This window comes from Tsukamurella serpentis (genome assembly GCF_054780975.1).
Window position 1 is genome coordinate 434528 of the sequence record NZ_BAAGVH010000001.1, and the last position, 22045, is coordinate 456572.

At 68.3% G+C, this 22045-nt stretch carries 21 protein-coding genes; 15 read left to right on the forward strand and 6 right to left on the reverse strand.

Annotated features, from left to right (window positions below):
• The first annotated feature begins 27 nt into the window (after window positions 1-27).
• Both mshC and ACYVHG_RS02060 read left to right on the forward strand, forming a co-directional pair.
• The gene (mshC, locus tag ACYVHG_RS02055) at window positions 28-1272 is read left to right on the forward strand and encodes a cysteine--1-D-myo-inosityl 2-amino-2-deoxy-alpha-D-glucopyranoside ligase (protein ID WP_461165755.1); all 1245 of its coding nucleotides are present in this window, start codon (window positions 28-30) and stop codon (window positions 1270-1272) included.
• A gap of 25 nt (window positions 1273-1297) precedes the next feature.
• Entirely contained in the window at window positions 1298-1609 is a 312-nt protein-coding gene (locus tag ACYVHG_RS02060; protein ID WP_461165756.1) for a hypothetical protein, read from the forward strand.
• A gap of 59 nt (window positions 1610-1668) precedes the next feature.
• Here the strand turns inward: ACYVHG_RS02060 and ACYVHG_RS02065 are convergent, their stop codons facing one another.
• Entirely contained in the window at window positions 1669-2529 is an 861-nt protein-coding gene (locus ACYVHG_RS02065; protein WP_461165757.1) for a PAC2 family protein, read from the reverse strand.
• Window positions 2530-2588: 59 nt separating this feature from the next.
• On the opposite strand from ACYVHG_RS02065, the gene metH reads away from it, so the two are divergent.
• Window positions 2589-6206, forward strand: coding sequence for a methionine synthase (gene metH, locus ACYVHG_RS02070; protein WP_461165758.1), 3618 nt, complete (start codon window positions 2589-2591; stop codon window positions 6204-6206).
• Between the two features lie 57 nt (window positions 6207-6263).
• On the opposite strand, the gene ACYVHG_RS02075 is transcribed toward metH, so the two are convergent.
• Complete coding sequence (locus ACYVHG_RS02075; protein ID WP_461165759.1) at window positions 6264-6710, reverse strand: hypothetical protein; 447 nt, start codon at window positions 6708-6710, stop codon at window positions 6264-6266.
• Between the two features lie 316 nt (window positions 6711-7026).
• On the reverse strand, window positions 7027-8763 hold the full coding sequence (locus ACYVHG_RS02080) for a bifunctional metallophosphatase/5'-nucleotidase (protein WP_461165760.1): 1737 nt from the start codon (window positions 8761-8763) through the stop codon (window positions 7027-7029).
• An 84-nt stretch (window positions 8764-8847) separates the two neighbouring features.
• Between ACYVHG_RS02080 and ACYVHG_RS02085 the strand changes: the two genes are divergently transcribed.
• Window positions 8848-9501 (forward strand): HAD family hydrolase, encoded by a 654-nt coding sequence (locus ACYVHG_RS02085; protein ID WP_461165761.1) that lies wholly within the window; start codon window positions 8848-8850, stop codon window positions 9499-9501.
• Here ACYVHG_RS02085 and ACYVHG_RS02090 read toward each other — a convergent pair.
• Window positions 9488-9892 (reverse strand): hypothetical protein, encoded by a 405-nt coding sequence (locus tag ACYVHG_RS02090; protein ID WP_461165762.1) that lies wholly within the window; start codon window positions 9890-9892, stop codon window positions 9488-9490. The two genes, ACYVHG_RS02085 and ACYVHG_RS02090, sit on opposite strands and share 14 nt — an antisense overlap.
• 139 nt (window positions 9893-10031) lie before the next feature.
• Here ACYVHG_RS02090 and ACYVHG_RS02095 point away from each other — a divergent pair, with 139 nt between their 5' ends.
• From ACYVHG_RS02095 to ACYVHG_RS02105, 3 genes are read left to right on the forward strand one after another with little or no spacing between them, the layout of a single operon-like run.
• Entirely contained in the window at window positions 10032-10304 is a 273-nt protein-coding gene (locus ACYVHG_RS02095) for a phosphoribosyl-ATP diphosphatase (RefSeq protein WP_461165763.1), read from the forward strand.
• A gap of 22 nt (window positions 10305-10326) precedes the next feature.
• Window positions 10327-11172: an ATP phosphoribosyltransferase gene (hisG, locus tag ACYVHG_RS02100; RefSeq protein WP_461165764.1), complete on the forward strand. Its 846-nt coding sequence runs from the start codon at window positions 10327-10329 to the stop codon at window positions 11170-11172.
• Window positions 11173-11212: 40 nt separating this feature from the next.
• A complete protein-coding gene (locus ACYVHG_RS02105; protein WP_461165765.1) occupies window positions 11213-11686 on the forward strand; it encodes a DUF1877 family protein in 474 nt (157 codons plus the stop codon).
• Window positions 11687-11693: 7 nt separating this feature from the next.
• Here ACYVHG_RS02105 and ACYVHG_RS02110 read toward each other — a convergent pair whose 3' ends face one another.
• Window positions 11694-12545, reverse strand: a complete 852-nt coding sequence (locus ACYVHG_RS02110; protein WP_461165766.1) for a thioesterase family protein — start codon at window positions 12543-12545, stop codon at window positions 11694-11696.
• 65 nt (window positions 12546-12610) lie between these two features.
• Between ACYVHG_RS02110 and ACYVHG_RS02115 the strand changes: the two genes are divergently transcribed.
• From ACYVHG_RS02115 to ACYVHG_RS02135, 5 genes are all read left to right on the forward strand, one after another.
• Complete coding sequence (locus ACYVHG_RS02115) at window positions 12611-13438, forward strand: tRNA (adenine-N1)-methyltransferase (protein WP_461165767.1); 828 nt, start codon at window positions 12611-12613, stop codon at window positions 13436-13438.
• A 30-nt stretch (window positions 13439-13468) separates the two neighbouring features.
• Entirely contained in the window at window positions 13469-15190 is a 1722-nt protein-coding gene (gene arc, locus ACYVHG_RS02120; protein ID WP_461165768.1) for a proteasome ATPase, read from the forward strand.
• A gap of 81 nt (window positions 15191-15271) precedes the next feature.
• On the forward strand, window positions 15272-17776 hold the full coding sequence (locus ACYVHG_RS02125; RefSeq protein WP_461165769.1) for an ATP-binding cassette domain-containing protein: 2505 nt from the start codon (window positions 15272-15274) through the stop codon (window positions 17774-17776).
• A gap of 33 nt (window positions 17777-17809) precedes the next feature.
• Complete coding sequence (dop, locus tag ACYVHG_RS02130) at window positions 17810-19300, forward strand: depupylase/deamidase Dop (protein ID WP_461165770.1); 1491 nt, start codon at window positions 17810-17812, stop codon at window positions 19298-19300.
• Window positions 19301-19304: 4 nt separating this feature from the next.
• Entirely contained in the window at window positions 19305-19784 is a 480-nt protein-coding gene (locus ACYVHG_RS02135) for a nitroreductase/quinone reductase family protein (RefSeq protein ID WP_461165771.1), read from the forward strand.
• Here the strand turns inward: ACYVHG_RS02135 and ACYVHG_RS02140 are convergent.
• Entirely contained in the window at window positions 19768-20154 is a 387-nt protein-coding gene (locus ACYVHG_RS02140; RefSeq protein WP_461165772.1) for a hypothetical protein, read from the reverse strand. The two genes, ACYVHG_RS02135 and ACYVHG_RS02140, sit on opposite strands and share 17 nt — an antisense overlap.
• A gap of 73 nt (window positions 20155-20227) precedes the next feature.
• Here ACYVHG_RS02140 and ACYVHG_RS02145 point away from each other — a divergent pair, with 73 nt between their 5' ends.
• From ACYVHG_RS02145 to prcA, 3 genes are read left to right on the forward strand one after another with little or no spacing between them, the layout of a single operon-like run.
• The gene (locus ACYVHG_RS02145; RefSeq protein ID WP_461165773.1) at window positions 20228-20422 is read left to right on the forward strand and encodes a ubiquitin-like protein Pup; all 195 of its coding nucleotides are present in this window, start codon (window positions 20228-20230) and stop codon (window positions 20420-20422) included.
• Complete coding sequence (gene prcB, locus ACYVHG_RS02150) at window positions 20419-21204, forward strand: proteasome subunit beta (protein WP_461165774.1); 786 nt, start codon at window positions 20419-20421, stop codon at window positions 21202-21204. The genes ACYVHG_RS02145 and prcB overlap by 4 nt, the downstream gene beginning before the upstream one ends.
• Entirely contained in the window at window positions 21201-21959 is a 759-nt protein-coding gene (gene prcA / locus ACYVHG_RS02155) for a proteasome subunit alpha (RefSeq protein WP_461165775.1), read from the forward strand. The genes prcB and prcA overlap by 4 nt, the downstream gene beginning before the upstream one ends.
• The last annotated feature ends 86 nt before the right edge of the window (window positions 21960-22045 follow it).

A 22045-nucleotide genomic window follows, 5' to 3' on the forward strand; every position in this document is an offset into this window, starting at 1 on the left:
GCGGCCGCGGGCGCATAGGGTGGAGGCATGCGTGCCTGGCCGACCCCCACCGTCCCCAGCGTGCCCGGACCGTCGGTCCCGCTGCGCCTTCACGACACCTCCGACGGTGTGGTCCGCCCGGTCAATCCCGGTGAGGTCGCGGGCGTGTACGTCTGCGGGATCACTCCGTACGACGCCACTCACCTCGGTCACGCTGCCACCTACCTGGCCTTCGACCTGGTCAACCGGATGCTGCGGGACAACGGACATCAGGTGCACTACGTGCAGAACGTGACCGACGTCGACGATCCGCTGTTCGAGCGGGCGGACCGCGACGGGGTGGATTGGCGGGACCTCGGTGCCCGCGAGACCGACCTGTTCCGTGAGGACATGCAGGCGCTGCGGGTGATCGCGCCGCAGGACTACATCGGCGCCGTCGAGTCCATCCCCGAGGTCGTGGAGTACGTGGGCAGGCTGCTGGACAACGGCTCGGCGTACGTGGTCGACGACGCCGAGTTCCCCGACGTCTACCACCGCGCCGACGCGACCGAGCAGTTCGGCTACGAATCCGGCTACGACCGGGCCACGATGGAGCGGTTCTTCGCCGAACGCGGCGGTGACCCGGAGCGGGCCGGCAAGCGCGACCCGATCGACCCGATCATCTGGCGGGCGGCACGCGAGGGCGAACCGTCCTGGCCCTCACCGCACGGCCCCGGACGCCCGGGCTGGCACATCGAGTGCGCGGCGATCGCCGCGAACCGGCTCGGTGCCGGCTTCGACATCCAGGGCGGCGGCAGTGACCTCATCTTCCCGCACCACGAGTACTCGGCCGCGCACGTCGAGGCCGCCACCGGTGAGCGGCGCTTCGCCCGGCACTACGTGCACGCCGCGATGATCTCCCTGGACGGGGAGAAGATGTCCAAGAGCCGCGGCAATCTGGTCTTCGTCTCGACGTTGCGCCGCTCCGGCGTGGATCCGGCGGCGATCCGGCTGGGCCTGTTCGAAGGGCACTACCGCCAGGACCGTCCGTGGTCCGATGCCGTGCTCGCCCGTGCCGAGTTGCGCCTGGACCTGTGGCGCCGTGCGTTCGCGGCACCGTCGGGACCGGACGGCGCCGAGTTGATCGCCAGAGTGCGTCGCTACCTCGCCGACGATCTGGACACCCCGCACGCGCTCGCGGCGATCGACGCCTGGGCCGAGAAGGCGGTCGTTGGAGGGGGGCCGGACGCCGGTGCCCCCGCCACCGTGGCCTGCGCTGTCGACGCGCTGCTGGGTGTACCTGCCGCCGCTTGACACCCGGACACGCTATATTGCGCCTGTGAGGACCGTCAGCGAGCTGGCCCCGGATCTGACCGAGGGCGTCTGGACCGTACAGACCCGCACGTCCACGTACGTCGTGGACCTGGCAGAGATGACCCTGATGCGGGCCCCGGGTATCGGGGGAGACGCAGCAGATGAGCAGTGGAGCATCAGTGCGCTCCGCCGTGACTCCGAGGACATCCCCCTGCTCGGCATCAAGAGCTGCCGGGTCGGTGAATCCGCGCAGTTCTGGGTCCGCGCCGCCGACGACCCGGATGTGCGCACCTGGCGCATCACCACGCCGGTGGTCTCGATCGAGCGGATCGGCTGAGCCGCCTGCGCGGTCCCGAGCTTGCGCCTACCGGGCCTCGATGAGACGGCCGGCGCCACTCAAGGACCGGTACCGGGATCCCGCCGTCGCAGGTACTTCTCGAACTCCGCTGCGAGCGCTTCGGCGTCGATGTTCTGTTCCGCGTTCTCGCGCTCGGCCTCTTCGTCGCCGCGTTCCTCCAGGCCGCGTACGTACGCCGCGACGTCCTCGTCGTCCTCGGTCATCTCACTGACCGCGGACTCCCACTCCTCCGCGCGGACCGGGAGGTCGCCGAGCGGTACCGCCAGATCAAGCACCTGCTCGACGCGCTGCAGCAGAGCGACGGTGGCCTTCGGGTTCGGTGGCTGCGAGACGTAGTGCGGTACCGCCGCCCAGAACGAGATCGCCGGCACTCCGGCCCGGACGCAGGCGTCCTGGAGCACCCCGGTGATCCCGGTCGGTCCCTCGTAGCGGTTCTGCTCCAGTCCGTACCGCTTCGCGGAATCGGCGTCGTAGCCGGCGCCGGTCACCGGAACCGGACGCGTGTGCGGCGTGTCGACCAACAGCGAACCCAGGATCACCACGGTGTCGATCCGCAGTTCGGTGAACACCGAGATGAGCTGCTCGCAGAAGACGCGCCACCGGAAGTTCGGCTCGATACCGCGCAACAGGACCACGTCCCGGTCCGCCTTCGGCGGGCGACACACCGACAGCGTGGTCGAAGGCCACTGCACCGCGCGGGTCACTCCGTCGACCTGCTTGATGGTGGGACGATTGACCTGGAAGTCGTAGAAGTCGTCGGAATCGACCTCGGTGATCAACTGGGCGTCCCAGGACAGTTCCAGGTGCTCGACGGCACCCGAGGCGGCGTCTCCGGCATCGTTCCAGCCTTCGAAGGCTGCGATGAGTACCGGCCGCTCGAGTTCGGGCAAGGACGTCACCGCAACAGCGTACGCCGGGTGCACCCGGCCGATTTGTCAACACCCACTACCCTTGGACCATGCCCCGTACCCATCAGCAGCCGCTGCAGTCGAGTTTCCTGGAGGCGGCCACGAGCCGCGTTCTGATCGGAGACGGGGCGATGGGCACCATGCTGCAGGCCGCGGATCTCACGCTCGATGATTTCCTCGGCCTCGAAGGGTGCAACGAGATCCTCAACCACACCCGGCCGGACGTGCTGGAGCAGATCCACCGGGCGTACTTCGCGGCGGGTGCCGACGCGGTGGAGACCAACACCTTCGGCTGCAACCTCTCCAACCTGGGCGATTACGACATCGCGGACCGGATCCGGGAGCTCTCGGAGAAGGGCGTGGCGATCGCGCGTGGTGTGGCCGACGAGTTCGCCGCCGACGGAACCCCCCGCTTCGTGCTCGGGTCGATCGGACCGGGCACCAAGCTGCCCACCCTGGGGCACACGTCCTTCGCCATGATCCGCGACGCCTACGCCGAGGCCGCACGCGGCATGCTCGACGGTGGCGCGGACGCCTTCCTGATCGAGACCTGCCAGGACATCCTGCAGGCCAAGGCGGCGGTGCTGGGTTGCCGGCTCGCGATGGAGGAGTTGCAGCAGCGGATTCCGATCATCGTGCACGTGACCGTGGAGACCACCGGGACCATGCTGCTGGGGTCGGAGATCGGTGCCGCCCTGACCGCGCTGGAGCCGCTGGGCATCGACATGATCGGCCTGAACTGCGCGACCGGCCCGGCGGAGATGAGCGAACACCTGCGGCACCTGTCGCGGCACTCGACGGTCCCGGTGTCGGTGATGCCGAACGCCGGCCTGCCGGTGCTCGGGAAGAACGGCGCCGAGTACCCGCTGACCCCCGAGGAACTCGCCGAGGCACTGTCCGGGTTCGTCCGCGAGTTCGGGCTCAGCTTCGTCGGCGGCTGCTGCGGGACCACCCCGGAACACATCCGACAGGTCGCCGAGGCCGTGCGGGAGACCGAGCGGGCGCGACGCGCGCCGGAGACCGAGAGTTCCATCAGTTCGCTGTACACGTCGGTCCCGTTCGCGCAGGACAGCTCGATCCTGATGATCGCCGAGCGCACCAACTCCAACGGTTCCAAGGCCTTCCGGGAGGCGATGCTGGCCGGCGATCACGACAAGTGCGTCGACATCGCCAAGGACCAGATCCGCGACGGTGCGCACATGCTCGACCTCAACGTCGACTACGTCGGACGCGACGGTGCCGCGGACATGGCCGCGCTGGCCGCGCGCCTGGCGACGGCGTCGACGCTGCCGGTGATGATCGACTCCACCGAACCGGCGGTGATCCAGGCGGGTCTCGAACACCTCGGCGGCCGGTGCGCGGTCAACTCGGTGAACTACGAGGACGGCGACGGCCCCGAATCGCGATTCACCAGGATCATGGAGCAGGTGGTTGCGCACGGCGCCGCCGTCGTGGCGCTGACCATCGACGAGGAGGGCCAGGCCCGCACCGCCGAGTGGAAGGTGCGCATCGCCGAGCGGCTCATCGCGGACCTCACCGGCACCTGGGGACTGGCACTCGACGACATCATCATCGACCCGCTGGTCTTCCCCATCTCCACCGGTCAGGAGGAGGTCCGGCGAGACGCACTGGAGACCATCGAGGCCGTGCGGATCCTGCACGAGAAGTACCCGAGCCTGCACTTCACCGTCGGCCTGTCGAACGTCTCGTTCGGCCTGAACCCGGCCGCGCGTCAGGTGCTGAACTCGGTCTTCCTCAACGAACTGCGCGAGGCGGGACTCGACTCGGCCATCCTGCACGCCTCGAAGATCCTGCCGATGAGCAAGATCGAGACCGAGCAGCGCGAGACCGCACTGGACCTGGTGTACGACCGGCGCGGCGCGGATGGACTGCAGTCCGGCGGCGACGGCGACTACAACCCGCTGTCGAAGTTGATGGAACTGTTCGAGGGCGTCTCCGCGGCCTCGGCACGCGAGTCCCGCGCCGAGGAGCTCGCCCGGCTGCCGTTGTTCGAGCGACTGGAGCGGCGGATCGTCGACGGCGAACGCGAAGGACTCGACGCCGACCTGGACGCCGCTCTGCTGGAGAAGCCGGCGCTGGCGATCATCAACGACACATTGCTGTCGGGGATGAAGACGGTCGGTGAGCTGTTCGGCTCCGGCCAGATGCAGCTGCCCTTCGTGTTGCAGTCCGCCGAGGTGATGAAGGCGGCCGTGGCCTACCTGGAGCCGCACATGGAGAAGGCCGATGCCGACGGCGGTGACCGCGCGGGCAAGGGAAGGATCGTGCTGGCCACGGTCAAGGGCGATGTGCACGACATCGGTAAGAACCTCGTCGACATCATCTTGAGCAACAACGGCTACGAGGTGGTGAACATCGGTATCAAGCAGTCGATCGCCGCGATCGTGGAGGCCGCGGAGGACAAGCACGCCGATGTGATCGGCATGTCCGGGCTGTTGGTGAAGTCGACCGTGGTGATGAAGGAGAACCTGGAGGAGCTGAACTCCCGCGGGTTGGGGGAGAAGTACCCCGTGCTGCTCGGCGGAGCCGCGCTGACCCGCGCCTACGTCGAGACCGATCTGGCCGAGGTGTACTCCGGTGAGGTCTGCTACGCCCGAGACGCCTTCGAGGGATTGCGCCTGATGGACGACATCATGGCGCAGCGACGCGGGGAGGGCCCCGACCCGGACAGTCCCGAAGCGATCGCCGCCGCGGAGAAGGCACGCGAACGCAAGGAGCGTCACGCCCGCAGTAAGCGGATCGCGGAGAAGCGCAAAGCCGAGGCCGCCCCCGTGGTGGTTCCGGACCGGTCCGATGTGGCTTCCGATTTCGAGGTCGCGACCCCGCCGTTCTGGGGCACCCGTGTGGTGAAGGGCATCGCGATCGGTGAGTACGCGTCGTTGCTCGACGAACGTGCCCTGTTCTTCGGGCAGTGGGGCCTGCGCGGCGCTCGTAAGGGTGAGGGACCGTCGTACGAGGAACTGGTGGAGACCGAGGGCCGGCCCCGGCTGCGGTACTGGCTCGACAAGCTCAAGGCCGACAAGATCCTCGACCACGCCGCCGTGGTCTACGGCTACTTCCCGGCGGTCAGCGAGGGTTCGCGGATCGACGTGCTCGAATCACCCGACCCGGACGCCCCGGTGCGGTACAGCTTCGAGTTCCCGCGGCAGCAGCGTGGACGATTCCTGTGCATCGCCGATTTCGTCCGCGATCGGCCGACCGCGCGTGCCCGCGGTGAGGTCGATGTGCTGCCCTTCCAATTGGTCACCATGGGCCAACCGATCGCCGACGCGGCCAATGAGCTGTTCGCCGCGAACAGTTACCGCGAGTACCTGGAATTGCACGGCATCGGTGTGCAACTCACCGAGGCGCTCGCCGAGCGCTGGCATCAGCGGGTGCGGCAGGAGCTGATCCTGCCCGGTGGCCGGAAGGTGGCCGACACCGATCCGTCGGCGGTGACCGACTTCTTCGACCTCAAGTACCTGGGTGCGCGGTACAGCTTCGGTTACGGTGCCTGCCCGGACCTGGAGGACCGCGCGAAGATGGTCGACCTGCTGCAACCCGGCCGGATCGGCGTGGAGTTGTCCGAGGAACTGCAGCTGCATCCGGAGCAGTCGACCGATGCCTTCGTACTCACGCACCCCGAGGCCAAGTACTTCAACACCTGAACTGCTCAACCGTCTGACTGCAGATCTGAAGCAGCGTCGGCGGAGACGCGGCGAGGCCTACCAGACGGTTACGGAGGTCTTGGAGATGGTGAAACCGTGCGAAGTCCGCTTGACGACGCAGGTGATGTTGTTGCCACGATTCCCGCAGATCACGGTTTCGGACAATAGGTTCACCGGGACGGTGACCTTCTGGCCAGGATCCAGAGCGGCGCTGCTCCCGTTGAACAGATCACCCTGGAAGAGTGCGGCGAGTGGGGCATCGCTGTAACGGGCGTAGGTTTCCTGCTCGCCGCTGGACCAGCCGACGGAATTCGCACTCCTGGGATCGCTACTGCGAGAGGAGATCTTGATTCTCGTGAAGTCTGCGGTGGGCGAATAGCAGATCGCTGCAGAACCAGTGGTGAGCCCCTTGATATTGCACTTCACTGATCCGTCAGGAGTCTGGAAGTGGGTACCCCTGTAACCGGAACCCTGCCCTGTGAAATATGACGAGCCCATGGGCACCTCTACCAGGCTGTCCAGATCGACACCGGAAGGCTTAGGTGCCTTGCTGTGTGGGGACTCTGAAATGCTGTTCGGGCTGGTGGAAGCCTGTGACGTACGCGAATCGGAGGACGATGCCGCTGAGCTGGTATGCGGAGCTGAAGCCGTGGCTGTTGTCGGTCCATCTGCGGACGTGGCCCCGTTCTCGGAGCATCCAGCAATCAGGAGTAGGCATGTAGCGACTCCTCCAGCACAGATGCGTTTGGTGGTTGTCACAGCGAAATCAAGCGCTCGTCCTGGAAAGTGATTCGTTGAGTGAACACTCAAGATGCGGTCCCTACTGCTTCGTGATCCGGCTGGTGGGCACCTGCAGGGCCGGGTTCGCCTGCAGGTACTTCTCCAAGGCATCCAGATCCACGCCACCGACGGTCAGGTCCGTCGAGCGGGTGAACACGCTGAATCCGTCACCGCCGGCCGCGAGGAAGTTGTTCGTGGTCACCCGATACTTGGCGACGGTGTTGATCGGCTGATCGCCGACCTTGACGCTGTCGCGGATCACCTTACGGTTCGGGGCACCGTTCGGGTCGTAGCTGTAGGTCATGCCCGACGGTGCCAGGATCGTGGTCTTGTCCGGGTTCTTCCACTGCTGCTCCAGCAGATCGATGATCTCCTGCCCGGTCAGCGAGACGGTGACCACCTGGTTGCCGAAGGGTTGCACGGTGTACGCGGCACCGTAGCTGACATCGCCACCCTTGAGGTCGGAGCGGACACCGCCCGGGTTCATCAGGGCGATCTGGCCGCCCGCCTGGTTCGGCGGTCGAGTGCTGAACAGCATCGCGTCGGCGATCACGTCGCCGAGCGGCGAATCACCACCCGGGAAGGCCTCACGCTTGAGGTCGGTGGGGATCTTGCCGATCACCCGGTCCGCGCGCGGCTTCGACTCCTTCTGATAGAAGTCGATCAGCTTCTGCGTGGCGGCATCGGCGGGGAGGTCCCGGCTGACCACACGGTTCACCGCGGACGTCGACTTCGCCGTAGGGCCGCTGAAGTCCAGGGTGACGTCGGTGATCAGCCGCCCGTAGGACGCGGCCTGGGTGACGGTGCGGCCCCCGATGGTGCAGTTGTAGGCCTGGTGCGAGTGGCCGGTCACGATGGCGGTCACCGCCGGGTCGATCTTCGCGGCCAGATCGGTGGTCGGTGCCGAGACGTCCTTGCAGGCGTTCGGGTCCGCCTCACCGGCACCCTTCTGCGAGCCGCCGTCGTGCATGGTGGCGACGATCGCCTGGGCACCGGCGGCCTGCATCTCCGGGATGTACTTGTTGATCGCGGCGGCCTCGTCGCCGAAGGTGTAGCCGCGCACCCCCTCGGGCGCGACGATCGTGGCGGTCTCCGGGGTGACGGTGCCCACCACGGCGATCTTGCGCCCCCCGGCCTCGAACATCTTCCACGGCACGGTGCCGGGCGGGAGCTGTCCCTGTGCGTTGGTCACGTTCGCGGCCAGGTACTGATACCCGGCGCCGGTGAACGGCTCCCCGGGCTCACAGCCCTGCGGTGAGCACCCGCCCTTCTGCAGCCGCTCGAGTTCGATGGTGCCGTGATCGAACTCGTGGTTGCCCACCGCCGAAGCCTGCAGACCGACGCTGCTCAGGAACTTCACCGTCGGCTCGTCCCGGAACAGCGCCGACACCAGCGGGCTGGCGCTGACCAGATCGCCCGCGCCGACGGTGATGTTGTTCGGGTACTGCTGCTTGAGTCGCGCCAGAGCGGTGGCGAAGTACGCGGCGCCGCCTGCTTCCCTGCCACCGATCTTGCCGGTGGAGCCGGTGGGCGGCTGCAGGTTGCCGTGGAAGTCGTTGAACGCCAGCAGGTGCACCTGGTTCGGGTTCGCGGCGGGCAGGTCATCGAGGCCGGGCACGGTGAACGTGGGCTTGGGTGCCGACGAACCGGATGCGCCCGCCGATGCCGAGAGCGACGAGGACGGTGCGGAGGCACCGTCGGAGCTGGTGCCGCACGCGGCGAGCAGCGAGACGGACGTGGTGACGGCGAGGGCGGTCAGCAGCCTGCGATTGCGCATGGGGCGAAGCCAAGCACAGATAACCGAAGCCGTGGTGACGAGCGAATTAACACCCCGTACCGGTAGCCACCTAGGGTGTGCGGCATGAGTGTCCCCAGTTCCCCCGCGGCGGTCCTGTTCGACATGGACGGCACCCTGCTCGATTCGGAGAAGCTGTGGGACATCGCCGTCGCCGAGTTCACCCGCGGCCTGGGCCTGGACATCACCGCCGAGGCGCGCGCGGCCACCCTCGGCAACGCGACCGGTGATGCGCTGCGCAAACTCTACGATTTCGCGCAGGTCCCGGAGGCCGACCGCGACTACGCCGGTGCGCAGCGGTGGGTGTCGAACCGGGTGGTGGAGTTGTTCGACGGTGGCATCCCGTGGCAACCCGGCGCGCGGCAGACGCTCGACCGGCTCGCCGAGTCCGGCATCCCGCTGGTCCTGGTGACCAACACGATCCGTGAGATCACCGAACACGCGCTGCACACCCTGGGCCGGGAGCGATTCGTGGCGACGGTCTGCGGGGACGAGGTGAACAACCCGAAACCGGCGCCCGATCCGTATCTGCTCGGCGCATCGCTGGCGGGAGCTCCAGCGGTCGACTGCGTGGCGGTCGAGGATTCACCGACCGGCGCACGGGCGGCGCTGGACGCGGGCTGTGCGGTACTGACGGTGGGCCCGGCCCCCGTCGCCGACGGCGCGGTGCACGTCGGCACGCTGTCCAGCGCGGCGGTGCTGGGAGTCAGCCGACGCTGAACGCCGCGGCCTCGCTGCGGCACAGTGCCGCCGAATCCGTCAGGCGCGCCGAACAGCGCCAGCCGGAGGTCTCCACCGTCACGGCCTGTCCGTCGGCGTTGACCGCAGCGGCGGAGTAGGCGCGGGCCACCCGTAGCGCTTCGGCGCAATTGGCCCGGCCCTCCCGGATCACCACCGCGGCGCCGCCCGAAGCCGCCGAGACCGAACCGCAGACGGTGCCCGCGGCGGCCCGGGGAACCTCCGCGCCGGTCGCCGGGGCCGACGGCGGGACCGCGCCGACGGCGACCGGGGAGAAGCTGACCGGACCGCTCGCGGTCTCATCGGAGGCCGAGGAACACCCGGCGAGCGGTACGACCACGAGTGCGCCGAGCGCAAACCAACGAAGGTTCATGGTTACACACGCTAATCGTCAACGGGTCGGAACGCAGGCCCAGCAGCGGTGAATGTGGCGGGGGCCACCACCGGGCCACCGCAGCGCCGGTGCCCCGGCGCAACCCTGCTCGCCGGGCCACGATGTAACGCGTGGGACAATGGCCGCCGTGAAGACCATGGAGACGCTGTTCGCGGAGTTGTCCGAGAAGGCCGAGGCACGGCCCGCAGGGAGCGGGACCGTCGAGGCATTGGACCGCGGTATCCATTTCCTGGGCAAGAAGGTGCTCGAAGAAGCCGGTGAGGTGTGGATCGCCGCCGAGCACCAGGGCGACGCCGAGCTCGCCGAGGAGGCCTCGCAGCTGCTGTACTGGCTGCAGGTGCTGCTGGTCAAGCGCGGGCTGACGCTCGACGACGTCTACTCCTACCTCTGACCTGAGAAGGACACACATACCCATGTTGCGGGTCGCCGTACCGAACAAGGGCGCGCTCTCCGAGGCCGCCGCCGCCATCCTCAGCGAGGCCGGATACCGCCGCCGCTCGGATGCCAAGGACCTCACCGTTCTCGACAACGCCAACGACGTCGAGTTCTTCTTCCTCCGCCCCAAGGACATCGCTCTGTACGTCGGGTCCGGTGACCTCGACATGGGTATCACCGGCCGCGACCTCGCACTGGACTCCGGCGCCGAGTTCACCGAGCGACTCGCCCTGGGTTTCGGCCGGTCGAGCTTCCGGTACGCAGGACCGGCCGGTACCGACTGGACCGTCGAGGACCTGCGGGGCAAGCGGGTCGCCACCTCGTACCCGACGCTGGTGCGCCGGGACCTCGCGGCGCGGGGCATCTCCGCCGAGGTCATCCGGCTCGACGGTGCCGTGGAGATCTCGATCCAGCTCGGCGTCGCCGACCTGATCGCCGACGTCGTCGAGTCGGGCCGCTCGCTGCGTCAGAACAACCTGGTCGCTTTCGGCGAATCGCTGTGCGACTCCGAGGGAGTGCTGATCGAGCGGGTCGGCGGCGGAACCGACCGTTCGCGTGACCAGCTCACCGCTCGGCTCAAGGGTGTCGTCTACGGCCGGCGGTACGTGATGCTCGACTACGACTGCCCGCGTCCGCTGCTCGACCGCGCCGTCGCGGTCACCCCCGGGCTGGAATCACCGACCGTGGCACCGATGACCGACGACGCCTGGGTCGCGGTCCGCGCGATGGTGCCACGCAAGGACGCCAACGACGTCATGGACGATCTCGCCGAGCTCGGCGCCAAGGCGATCCTGATGACCGATATCCGCAGCTGCCGCTTCTGAGGCCGGGCGTCGGCCCGGTGCAGGATCTACTGTGGTGGCCATGTCGGCCGTCGCCACCTACATCCGGGTCACCGAATCCGAACTCTCCTTGCTGAGCGGATCGTCCTTCGATCTGGACGCGTTCTACGAGACACGTGAGGAGTGGGACGACAAGGGGCGTGTCACCGATATCGACAAGGCCCATGACGCCCTTGACGCCGTCCTGACTGCGCAGGGATTTCCCGCGCCGCTGGTGTTCGCGGGCACGCCGATCGCGGACTCGGACAACGGATACGGACCCATGCGCGGCGTTCCGGCGGCTGATGTGCGCGCCGCAGCAGCCGCAGTCGCGGCTCACCCCGTGCAGGCCGTCATCACCGCCGAGTCTGTTCGGTCGGCGGCGGGAATCGGCCCGGTGCAGGACTGGAGTACACCGGACACGATCGACTACCTGCGATCGGCCTACTCCGAACTGGCGGAGTTCTACACCGCCGCGGCCGAGAGTGGTCAGGCCGCCCTGATCGCGTTCGAGTAACGTCCGCCTACCGCGCGGCCACCAGGAGTGTCTGCGCACCCACCGCGAAGGCGCCGGATGCGTCGTGGATGCGCGAGGCGGTGGTGCCGATGCCCTCACCACCCACCAGCTGATCGGCGATCACACCGACCCACCCGTCCACCGGCTGCGGTGAGCGGTGCAGATGCACCGTCATGTCCAGGTTCATCCAGGTGACCCGGGTGGGGTCGAGGTACGCCGCGACCCCGTTGGCGGCGTCGATCACTGAGAAGACCTGTACCAGCGGCGACGGCCGCTCCCCGTCGACCAGCGGAATCCGCGCCCGGATCCAGCACTGCCGGGGCCCGTCCGCACCGTCGGGCAGGTCCGGGCGATCGACGAAGCGCCACTCGCAGGCGCCGAGGAAGCCCTGATCCTTGAGGTGGGCGAAGAAGTCCGGCACGGATCCCTGGGCATCGGCTGCCGGCGGCAGCGCATGGGACAGATCGCGGGCGAACTCCGTGGTGTCCGACGTCGCCAACGCCCACGCCTGCGCCTTCGCCACGGTGCGATAGGAACCGTCTTCGCCCTGGCAGTCCATCTCGGCGGCGACCAGGCAGATCGTCCGTCCCGGACGCACCACCCGCGCCCGCACCCGGGTCCGGGTGATCGGCACCACGCCCAGCAGGTCGACGGTGACCCGGGAGATCCGCGAGCCCTCACTCACCAGTGCCTCCATCGCGCGCACCAGGAGGGCGGCCGGCGGAGCACCGTGCTGCATGGTCGTGGCCCAGACGCTCGCGGTGGCGGGAGTCGGATCGAAGACCTCGTACGCCTGACCGTCGCCGTTCCCACTGTCGACGAGCACACCGGCGGGACGGAAGAACGCTTCGCTGTCCATGGTCTCCAGTCCTACCGCAGGCCGGATTCGCCAGCCGGCCGGGGTGGCTGGGAGGATGTTCCGCTATGGCGAACAGCGGCCCCTTCGTAGTGGGCGACCGAGTACAACTGACGGACGCGAAGGGCCGGAAGTTCACCGTCCATCTCGAGGCCGGCAAGGAGTTCCACACCCACAAGGGCGGCATCCGGCACGACGAACTGATCGGCGCTCCCGAGGGTTCGGTGGTCAAGGCCGTCAACGGCACCCCGTATCTGGCGCTGCGGCCGCTGCTGACCGACTACGTGCTGTCCATGCCGCGCGGAGCCCAGGTGATCTACCCCAAGGACGCTGCCCAGATCGTGGCCGAGGGCGACGTCTTCCCGGGTGCGCGGGTGCTGGAGGCCGGAGCCGGGTCCGGTGCGCTCACCTGTTCGCTGCTGCGCGCCGTGGGTCCGCAAGGGTCGGTCACGTCGTGGGAGGTCCGCGAGGACCACGCCGATTACGCCGCGCAGAACGTCGAGGAGTTCTTCGGCGGCCGTCCCGACAATTGGAACCTGCAGCTCGGAGATCTCAAGGATTACGACGGCCCGCAGGTCGACCGGGTGGTCCTGGACATGCTGGCACCGTGGGACGTCCTCGACGCGGTCGGCAGGGCGCTGGTGCCCGGTGGTGTGCTGACGGTGTACGTGGCGACCACCACGCAGCTGTCGAAGGTGGTCGAGGCGATCCGCGAACAGGCGCTGTGGACCGAACCTCGCTCCTGGGAGGCGCTGGTCCGCGAATGGCACGTCGTCGGCTTGGCGGTTCGGCCCTCGCACCGGATGCAGGGACACACCGCCTTCCTGGTCACCTGCCGGCGCCTGGCGGACGGCACGGTCGCGCCGCGCCCGCAGCGCCGGTCCAACAAGGGGTAGCGTTAGGAGTCCCACTGGAAGGGAGTTCTCGTGACTGAACCGGATCAGAACCGGCCGGCGACCCCGTCGCCGGGGAACTCGCAGGCCACGTCCGCCGCCGCGCTGCGCGAGCGGGTCGACGCGCTCAACGCCCGCAACGCGAAGCTGCTCGAGACCCTGCGTGACGCCCGCAGCCAGTTGCTCACCCTCCGTGAGGAGGTCGAACGGCTGGGGCAGCCACCGTCGGGCTACGGGGTGCTGCTTGGCACCTACGAGGACGACACCGTGGACGTCTTCACCTCCGGACGCAAGATGCGGTTGACCTGCTCACCGAACGTCGACGTCAGCACCTTCGCCACCGGCCAGACGGTGCGCTTGAACGAGGCGCTGACCGTGGTCGAGGCCGGTGAGTTCGAGTCCGTCGGCGAGATCTGCACACTCCGGGAGATCCTCGACGACGGTGTCCGTGCTCTGGTCGTCGGCCACGCCGACGAGGAGCGCGTGGTGCGGCTGGCCGCTCCGTTGTCGGTGCAGGCCACCGACGATCCGGGGCTCGACGAGTTCGGAACGCCCGTCCGCAAGCTGCGGGTCGGGGATTCGCTGCTGGTGGACACCAAGGCCGGCTACGCCTTCGAGCGGATCCCCAAGGCGGAGGTCGAGGACCTGGTGCTGGAGGAGGTGCCGGACGTCGACTACTCCGACATCGGTGGCCTGGGCCGGCAGATCGAGCTGATCCGGGATGCGGTGGAACTACCGTTCCTGCACAAGGACCTGTTCAAGGACTACTCGCTACGGCCGCCGAAGGGGGTGTTGCTGTACGGCCCGCCCGGTAACGGCAAGACGCTCATCGCGAAGGCCGTCGCGAACTCGCTGGCGAAGAAGATCGCCGAGGTCCGCGGTGACGACTCGCGCGAGGTCAAGTCGTACTTCCTCAACATCAAGGGTCCGGAGCTGCTGAACAAGTTCGTCGGCGAGACCGAGCGGCACATCCGGCTGATCTTCCAGCGCGCCCGGGAGAAGGCCTCCGAGGGCACCCCGGTGATCGTCTTCTTCGACGAGATGGACTCGATCTTCCGCACCCGCGGCTCCGGAGTCAGCTCCGACGTCGAGACCACCGTGGTCCCGCAGTTGCTCAGCGAGATCGATGGTGTCGAGGGTCTGGAGAACGTCATCGTGATCGGCGCCTCGAACCGCGAGGACATGATCGACCCGGCGATCCTGCGCCCCGGCCGCCTGGACGTGAAGATCAAGATCGAGCGACCCGACGCCGAGGGTGCGATCGACATCTTCTCCAAGTACCTCACCGCGGAACTGCCGATCCACGAGGAGGATCTGGCGGAGTTCAGCGGTGACCGCGAGGCCTGCGTGAAGGCGATGATCGAGCGGGTCGTCGAGCGGATGTACGCGGAGACCGACGACAACCGGTTCCTGGAGGTGACCTACGCCAACGGCGACAAGGAGGTCATGTACTTCAAGGACTTCAACTCGGGTGCGATGATCCAGAACGTCGTGGACCGGGCGAAGAAGCACGCCATCAAGGGGTTCTTGGAAACCGGGGCCCCGGGGCTGCGGATCACCCACCTGCTCGATTCGATCGTCGAGGAGTTCGCCGAGAACGAGGACCTGCCGAACACGACGAACCCCGACGACTGGGCACGCATCTCCGGCAAGAAGGGCGAGCGGATCGTGTACATCCGCACCCTGGTGACCGGCAAGAACTCCAGTGCGTCGCGGGCGATCGACACCGAGAACAACACCGGCCAGTACCTGTAGCAGCGGCTTCATCATCGTGACGGTGCCGTGCAACCGCGGCATCAGCGCAGCGCAAGCGGCGCCTGAATATAGTCGTACGTGATGAGCACGCAGCATTCCGGCCTCACCGTCACGGTGAACGGACAGACACTGACATTCCCCGCGGGTGCGACGGTCACCTTCGGGCGCGCCCTCGAGGCGGATGTGACGATCAGCCACCCGCTGGTCTCGCGGATCCATGCGGTCGCGACCAGCGGCCCGTCCGGGTGGGTGCTCACCGATCGCAGTACCAACGGTGTGTTCGCAGGGGGAGTCGCCCGGCCCGCGACACCCGTCGGCGGTACCCAGCTGTTGATGTTCGGCGATCCGCGGACCGGTGCGCCGGTCACCCTCGCAGCCGCTCCCGGCGCGCACAGTGCGCCACCGTCGGTCCGGATGCCGCAGCCGGCGTCCGCCCCGGCCGGGGTGCCCCCGGTCCCGACCGGGTCCGGCCCGCAGATCCCGCCGCTCACCGGTCTGACCGGGCGGATCGGCCCGCCGCCCACCGGGCGCGGCCCGGAACTCCCGCCCCATCTGCGGGCGATGGCCGGCAACACCGGCCTCTACCAGGTGCAGAAGTTGCCGCCGCCGCCCACCGGTACCGGTGAGGTGACGATCGGCCGCACGCCGGACAACGACATCGCGCTCGGCGACATGCTGGTCTCGCGCCGGCACGCCCGGCTGCTCACCGGTGGCCGCGGCCTGGTGATCGAGGACCTCGGCTCGGCCAACGGCACTCAGGTCAACGGCCGGCGGATCCAGTCTCCGACCAGCCTCGCGGACGGTGATCTGGTCACGGTCGGCAATTCCGATCTGATCGTGGAGAACGGTCGCCTGCAACGCCCGAAGGCGCAGCAGTTCGCCGGCGCCGGACTGGTGGCGCAGGGCATCACCCTCACCGTGGACGGGAACAAGACCCTGCTGCACGGGGTGGACTTCCGCGCCGCACCGGGAACCCTGACCGCGGTGATCGGGCCGTCGGGTGCCGGTAAGTCGACGGTCTCGCGGGTGGTCTCCGGGGCGGTGACCCCGACGGTGGGGCGGGTCGAGTTCGAGGGCCGAGAGGTGCACCGCGACTTCGACGCGCTGCGCTCGCGCATCGGGATGGTCCCGCAGGACGACGTCCTGCACCGGCAGCTCACCGTCCAGCAGGCGCTGCGGTTCGCCGCCGAACTTCGCCTGCCGCCGGACATGTCGAAATCCGATCGAGACCAGGTGATCGACGGTGTGCTCGCCGAGCTTCAGCTGACCGAGCACAAGAAGACCCGGGTGGACAAGCTCTCCGGTGGCCAGCGCAAGCGGGCCTCGGTGGCGATGGAACTGCTCACCGGGCCGTCTCTGCTGATCCTCGACGAGCCCACCTCCGGCCTGGACCCGGCGTTGGACCGGCAGGTGATGCAGACGCTGAGGCGGCTCGCCGACGCCGGCCGAGTGGTGATCGTGGTGACCCACTCGCTGACCCACATCGACATGTGCGATCAGGTCCTGTTGCTCGCGCCCGGCGGGAAGACCGCCTACTGCGGCCCGCCGAAGCGGGTCCACGCGGCGATGGGGACCGGCGACTGGGCCGAGATCTTCGATTTCGTCGCTCGCCAGCCGGACGTCGCCTGGCAGCGGTACCGGGCCGGCAACCCCGCACCGCCTCCGCCCGGTCCGAGTGGTCCTGGCGGGTCGTGGCCGACACCGACGAAGGCCCCGGAGACGTCGGTGGGCAGGCAGTTGTCGGTGGTGGCGCGGCGACAGCTGCGTCTGATCCTGGCCGACCGGGGCTACTTGGTGTTCCTGCTGCTCATGCCGATAGTGCTGGGCGGGATCACTCTGCTGGTGCCGGCCAAGGAGGGGCTGTCGGGCCTCGCCAAGGGGGAGGCCCCGACCGGGCCGACGATGATCCTGGTGCTGCTCGTGGTGGGAGCCTGTTTCATGGGCGCCGCGCTGACGGCCCGGGACCTGGTCGGTGAGCGGGCGATCTTCCAGCGGGAGCACGCCGTGGGGCTCGGCCCGGGGGCGTACCTGCTGGCCAAGACCGTCGTCTTCTTCTTCGCGGCGACGGTGCAGGTCTCGATCATGATGACGATCGTGCTGCTGGGGATCAAGCGTCCCGGGGCGGGGCAGACCGGAGACGCCGCGCAGGGCGCTGTGCTGGCGAATCCGTCGCCGGAGCTGGTGATCGACATCATCCTTCTGGCCTGCGTCTCGACGCTGGTGGGACTGCTCATCTCGGCACTGGCACGCTCCAGCGAGCAGGTGATGCCGCTGCTGGTGGTGGTGGTCATGGTGCAGCTGGTGATGAGTGGCGGCCTGTTCGAACTGAACAACCGTCCCGGCCTGGAGCAGGTGGCGTGGCTGTTCCCGTCCCGGTGGGGGTTCGCCGCCGCATCGTCGACCGTCGACCTGCAGCGCGTCACCTCGGTACCGAACCCGAAGACCGGGGACCTGGAACCGTCGACCGTCGATCCGCTGTGGGATGCGACCCCGCTGCAATGGGGTGTTTCGATGGGCGTGCTCGCCGCGATGGCGGTCGTGCTGTGGCTGGTGACTCGCGCCAGGATCTCCCGTACTGCCCGCTGAGCGGGCCGACCGGATGCCGATAGGGTGGTCGACATGCAGCGCATCATCGGCACCGAGGTGGAGTACGGGATCTCCGCGCCGAAGGACCCCTCCGCGAATCCGATCCTGACCTCGACGCAGGCGGTGCTCGCCTACGCCGCCGCGGCGGCGGTGGCCCGCACCAAGCGCACCCGCTGGGACTACGACCTCGAATCGCCGTTGCGGGACGCCCGGGGATTCGACCTGGGTCGCGGTGGTCCGGCGCCGATCATCGACGCCGACGAGATCGGCGCGGCGAACATGATCCTCACCAACGGAGCACGGCTGTACGTCGACCACGCCCACCCGGAGTACTCGGCACCCGAGGTCACCGACCCGCTCGATGCGGTGATCTGGGACAAGGCCGGAGAGCGGGTGATGGACGCGGCGGCCAGGTCGGCCTCGACGGTGCCCGGTGCTCCGGCCCTGCAGTTGTACAAGAACAACATCGACGGTAAGGGCGCCTCCTACGGCACGCACGAGAACTACCTGTGCCGCCGGGACACCCCGTTCGCGGCGATCGTGACCGGCCTGACCCCGTTCTTCGTGACCCGGCAGGTGTTCTGCGGCAGTGGCCGGGTCGGGATCGGCGTCAGCGGCGACGAGCCTGGCTTCCAGCTCTCACAGCGCGCCGACTACATCGAGGTCGAAGTGGGACTCGAGACCACCCTCAAGCGGGGGATCATCAACACCCGGGACGAGCCGCACGCCGATCCCGACAAGTACCGGCGGCTGCACGTCATCATCGGGGATGCGAACCTCGCCGAAACCGCGACCTACCTCAAGGTCGGTGCGTCTGCACTGGTCCTGGATCTGATCGAAGCCGGCGTCGACCTGTCCGATCTGCAACTCGCGGCGCCGGTCTCGGCCGTGCACCAGGTCTCCCGGGACCTGAGCCTGCAGCAGCGGTTGGAATTGGCGGACGGCCGCTCCCTGACCGCGTTACAGATCCAGCGCGAGTACGCGGACCGGGTCGGCAGGTTCCTCGACGGCTCCGGTGACGCCCGGGCGCTGGATGTGCACGCCACCTGGGTGCGGGTGCTCGACACCCTCGCCGACGATCCGATGCGGCTCGCCGATGAACTGGACTGGCCCGCCAAACTCCGGCTGCTCGAAGGCATCCGACAGCGGGAGGGCCTGGGCTGGGGTGCGTCGAAACTGCAGCTGGTCGACCTGCAGTACTCGGACGTCCGCCTGGACAAGGGCCTGTACAACCGACTGGTCGCCCGCGGTTCGATGAAGCGTCTGATCACCGAACAGCAGGTGCTTGACGCGGTCACGTCCCCGCCGGAATCGACCCGGGCGTACTTCCGCGGCGAGTGCATGCGCCGCTTCGGCGGCGACGTCGCGGCTGCCAGCTGGGACTCGGTGATCTTCGACATCGGAGCCGATTCCCTGGTGCGGATCCCCACCCTCGAACCCCTGCGCGGCACCAAGGAGCACGTCGGTGCACTGCTCGACGGTGCCGCATCCGCCCGCGAACTCGTCGACTCCCTGCGAGGCTAGAACCATGGACATCGCAGGTGCTCTCGGCAGGATGTACACGAAGGCGTTCCCGGAGGTACTGAAGGCGCACGGAGAGCTGTACGTGCGTTCCGGCGGGCGGATCGGTCACAAGCTGCTGTTCGGCGTCCCGAGCCTGATCGTGCGTACCGTCGGTGCCAGGTCCGGGCAGCCGCGTACCACGGTGCTCACCTACGCCCGGGACGGTGCCGACTACATCCTGGTGGCGTCGAAGGGCGGCGCACCGCGCAATCCGGCGTGGTTGCACAACATGGTGGCTGCGGGAACCGTGGACGTGCAGGTCGGAACGGACCGGTTCACCGCCACCGTCGAAGCGCTCCGTCCGGGCGACGGCGACTACCAGCGGCTCTGGGACCTCGCGGACGCCAACAACGGCGGTCGGTACAGCGCCTATCAGCGCAAGACCCGTCGGCCCATCCCGGTGGTGCGCCTGCGCCCGCGGAACTCGACTACATCCCGATGCTGAGGTTGCGGGCGTAGGCGACTCGTCCGAAGACGTCCCCCGCCGCGTGCGGGGTGGTGACCGGGATGCTGGTGGTGAACGAGCGTCCCTCCGGCCCGAACACGGTCACCTGCAGGAATCCCTGGGTCCGGTCCTCCTTCACCAGGAGGAAGAACAGGGAGAACAGGCAGACCACGAACGCGCCGACGATCGCCAGCACGATCGCCCAGGTCGGAATGGCCCGGGTGCTCGTGGTGTGATCGGCCACCGTCCACTGCGCTCCCGTGATCGGGAAGCGTCCGGCCGGAGTGATCACCTCGGTGCGCGTGCAGTGAATGTCGCCGATGCTCACGAGGACGGGTTCGGGCATTCCAGGCGGCGTGTACGGATCCACGTCAGCAGTCTAGGCCGGTAGTGTTGAATCACCGGGCGAATACCCCGGGCACGGTCGCTAAGGAGGCAGCGAGATGGCTCAGGATCAGGTCAAGCGCGGTGGCGGTTCGGACGACGACGATCTTGCGGGCGCGCCCTCGGGAGCGGGCCAGGAACGCATCGACAAGCTGACCGACGAGACGGACGATCTGCTCGACGAGATCGACGACGTGCTCGAGGAGAACGCCGAGGACTTCGTCCGCGCGTACGTGCAGAAGGGCGGCCAGTGACGCGCCTGCCCGGCGGTTCGTCGTTCGTCGAACACCTCGCTGCGGTGGCGCCCGATGCGCTGCCCGGTCGCGCCGCCGGGTCCGACGGTGCGGGGGAGATCCCGCACGGCACCACCATCGTCGCAGTGGCGTTCGCCGGCGGTGTGCTGATCGCCGGTGACCGGCGCGCCACCATGGGCAACCTGATCGCCCAACGCGACATCGTCAAGACCTTCGTCGCCGACGACCTGACCGCGGTCGGTATCGCCGGTACCGCCGGGATCGCGAAGCAGATCGTCAAACTGTTCACGGTGGAGCTCGAACACTACGAGAAGATCGAAGGGATCCCACTCACCTTCGAGGGCAAGGCGAACCGACTGGGCGGCATGGTCCGCAGCAATTTCGGTGCGGCCCTGCAGGGTCTGGTAGCGGTACCGCTGCTGGTCGGTTTCGACGAGCTCACCTCCCACGGACGCATCGTCTCCTACGACGTGACCGGTGACTGGCACGACGAGACCGGCTTCCACGCCATCGGTTCCGGCTCGGCCTGGGCCAAGTCGTCGATCAAGAAGCGGTTCCGGGCCGGTCTCGATGCCGACGGTGCGCTCGACGTCGCCGCCGAGGCCCTGTTCGACGCCGCCGACGACGACACCGCGACCGGCGGACCGGACGTGCTTCGCGGGCTCTACCCGACGGCGATCGCGATCACCGCCGACGGCGCCGTCGAACTCGCCGAGACCGAGGTGGCGGCCGCCACCGAGCGGGTGGTCGCCCGTCGCACCGCGGGAGAGGAACTGCCGTGACCTTTCCGTACTACGCGTCGGCCGAGCAGGTCATGCGCGACCGTTCCGAATTGGCGCGCAAGGGGATCGCGCGGGGACGCAGTGTCGTGGTGCTCAAGTACGCCGACGGCGTGCTGTTCGTCGCGGACAACCCGAGCTCGCTGAACAAGATCAGTGAGATCTACGACCGGATCGGTTTCGCCGCGGTCGGCAAGTACAACGAGTTCGAGTCGTTGCGCCGGGCCGGGATCCAGTTCGCCGATACCCGCGGCTACCAGTACTCCCGGCGTGATGTGACCGGCTGGTCGCTGACCAATGCCTACGCGTCCACTCTGGGAACCGTGTTCACCGAGCAGGCCAAGCCCTACGAGGTCGAGCTGTGCGTCGCCGAGGTCGGTACTCCCGAGGTCACCGCGTCGCGGCTGTACCGGGTCGGTTACGACGGCTCGGTGGGTGATGAGAAGCAGTTCGTGGTCATGGGCGGGCAGACCGAGTCGATCACCCCGGAACTCACCGACGGCTACCGGGAGGGCCTGGATCTCGTTGCGGCACTGGGACTCGCGGTGCGGGCACTCGGGGCGGAGGCACCGTCGAACGGCTCCTCGACGGGCTCGTCGGCCTCGTCGAAGACCACGTCGGCGGCGGCCTCGTCGACGGCCCCGGAGCGGAAGTCGTTCACGGCCGGCGAACTCGAGGTCGCGATCCTGGACCACACCCGTCCCCGTCGCGCCTTCCAGCGACTGTCCGACGCGAGGGTCACCGAACTCCTCGGCTGAGTCTGCACACGGTTCCATAGCACGCCGGCGAGAAGCCCGATTGCCGCCGTTCCGTCCGATTCGAGCCCGGCGAACGCTACGGTCGA

Bases quoted from the DNA above. Each gene is read 5' to 3' on its own strand.
- ACYVHG_RS02105 (WP_461165765.1), top strand. From the start codon at position 11,213: ATGTCGGCCGTCGCCACCTACATCCGGGTCACCGAATCCGAACTCTCC.
- ACYVHG_RS02085 (WP_461165761.1), top strand. From the start codon at position 8,848: ATGAGTGTCCCCAGTTCCCCCGCGGCGGTCCTGTTCGACATGGACGGC.
- ACYVHG_RS02095 (WP_461165763.1), top strand. From the start codon at position 10,032: ATGGCCGCCGTGAAGACCATGGAGACGCTGTTCGCGGAGTTGTCCGAG.
- ACYVHG_RS02125 (WP_461165769.1), top strand. From the start codon at position 15,272: ATGAGCACGCAGCATTCCGGCCTCACCGTCACGGTGAACGGACAGACA.
- ACYVHG_RS02090 (WP_461165762.1), bottom strand. From the start codon at position 9,892: ATGAACCTTCGTTGGTTTGCGCTCGGCGCACTCGTGGTCGTACCGCTC.
- ACYVHG_RS02110 (WP_461165766.1), bottom strand. From the start codon at position 12,545: ATGGACAGCGAAGCGTTCTTCCGTCCCGCCGGTGTGCTCGTCGACAGT.
- ACYVHG_RS02080 (WP_461165760.1), bottom strand. From the start codon at position 8,763: ATGCGCAATCGCAGGCTGCTGACCGCCCTCGCCGTCACCACGTCCGTC.
- ACYVHG_RS02115 (WP_461165767.1), top strand. From the start codon at position 12,611: ATGGCGAACAGCGGCCCCTTCGTAGTGGGCGACCGAGTACAACTGACG.
- hisG (WP_461165764.1), top strand. From the start codon at position 10,327: ATGTTGCGGGTCGCCGTACCGAACAAGGGCGCGCTCTCCGAGGCCGCC.
- dop (WP_461165770.1), top strand. From the start codon at position 17,810: ATGCAGCGCATCATCGGCACCGAGGTGGAGTACGGGATCTCCGCGCCG.
- ACYVHG_RS02135 (WP_461165771.1), top strand. From the start codon at position 19,305: ATGGACATCGCAGGTGCTCTCGGCAGGATGTACACGAAGGCGTTCCCG.
- ACYVHG_RS02145 (WP_461165773.1), top strand. From the start codon at position 20,228: ATGGCTCAGGATCAGGTCAAGCGCGGTGGCGGTTCGGACGACGACGAT.
- mshC (WP_461165755.1), top strand. From the start codon at position 28: ATGCGTGCCTGGCCGACCCCCACCGTCCCCAGCGTGCCCGGACCGTCG.
- metH (WP_461165758.1), top strand. From the start codon at position 2,589: ATGCCCCGTACCCATCAGCAGCCGCTGCAGTCGAGTTTCCTGGAGGCG.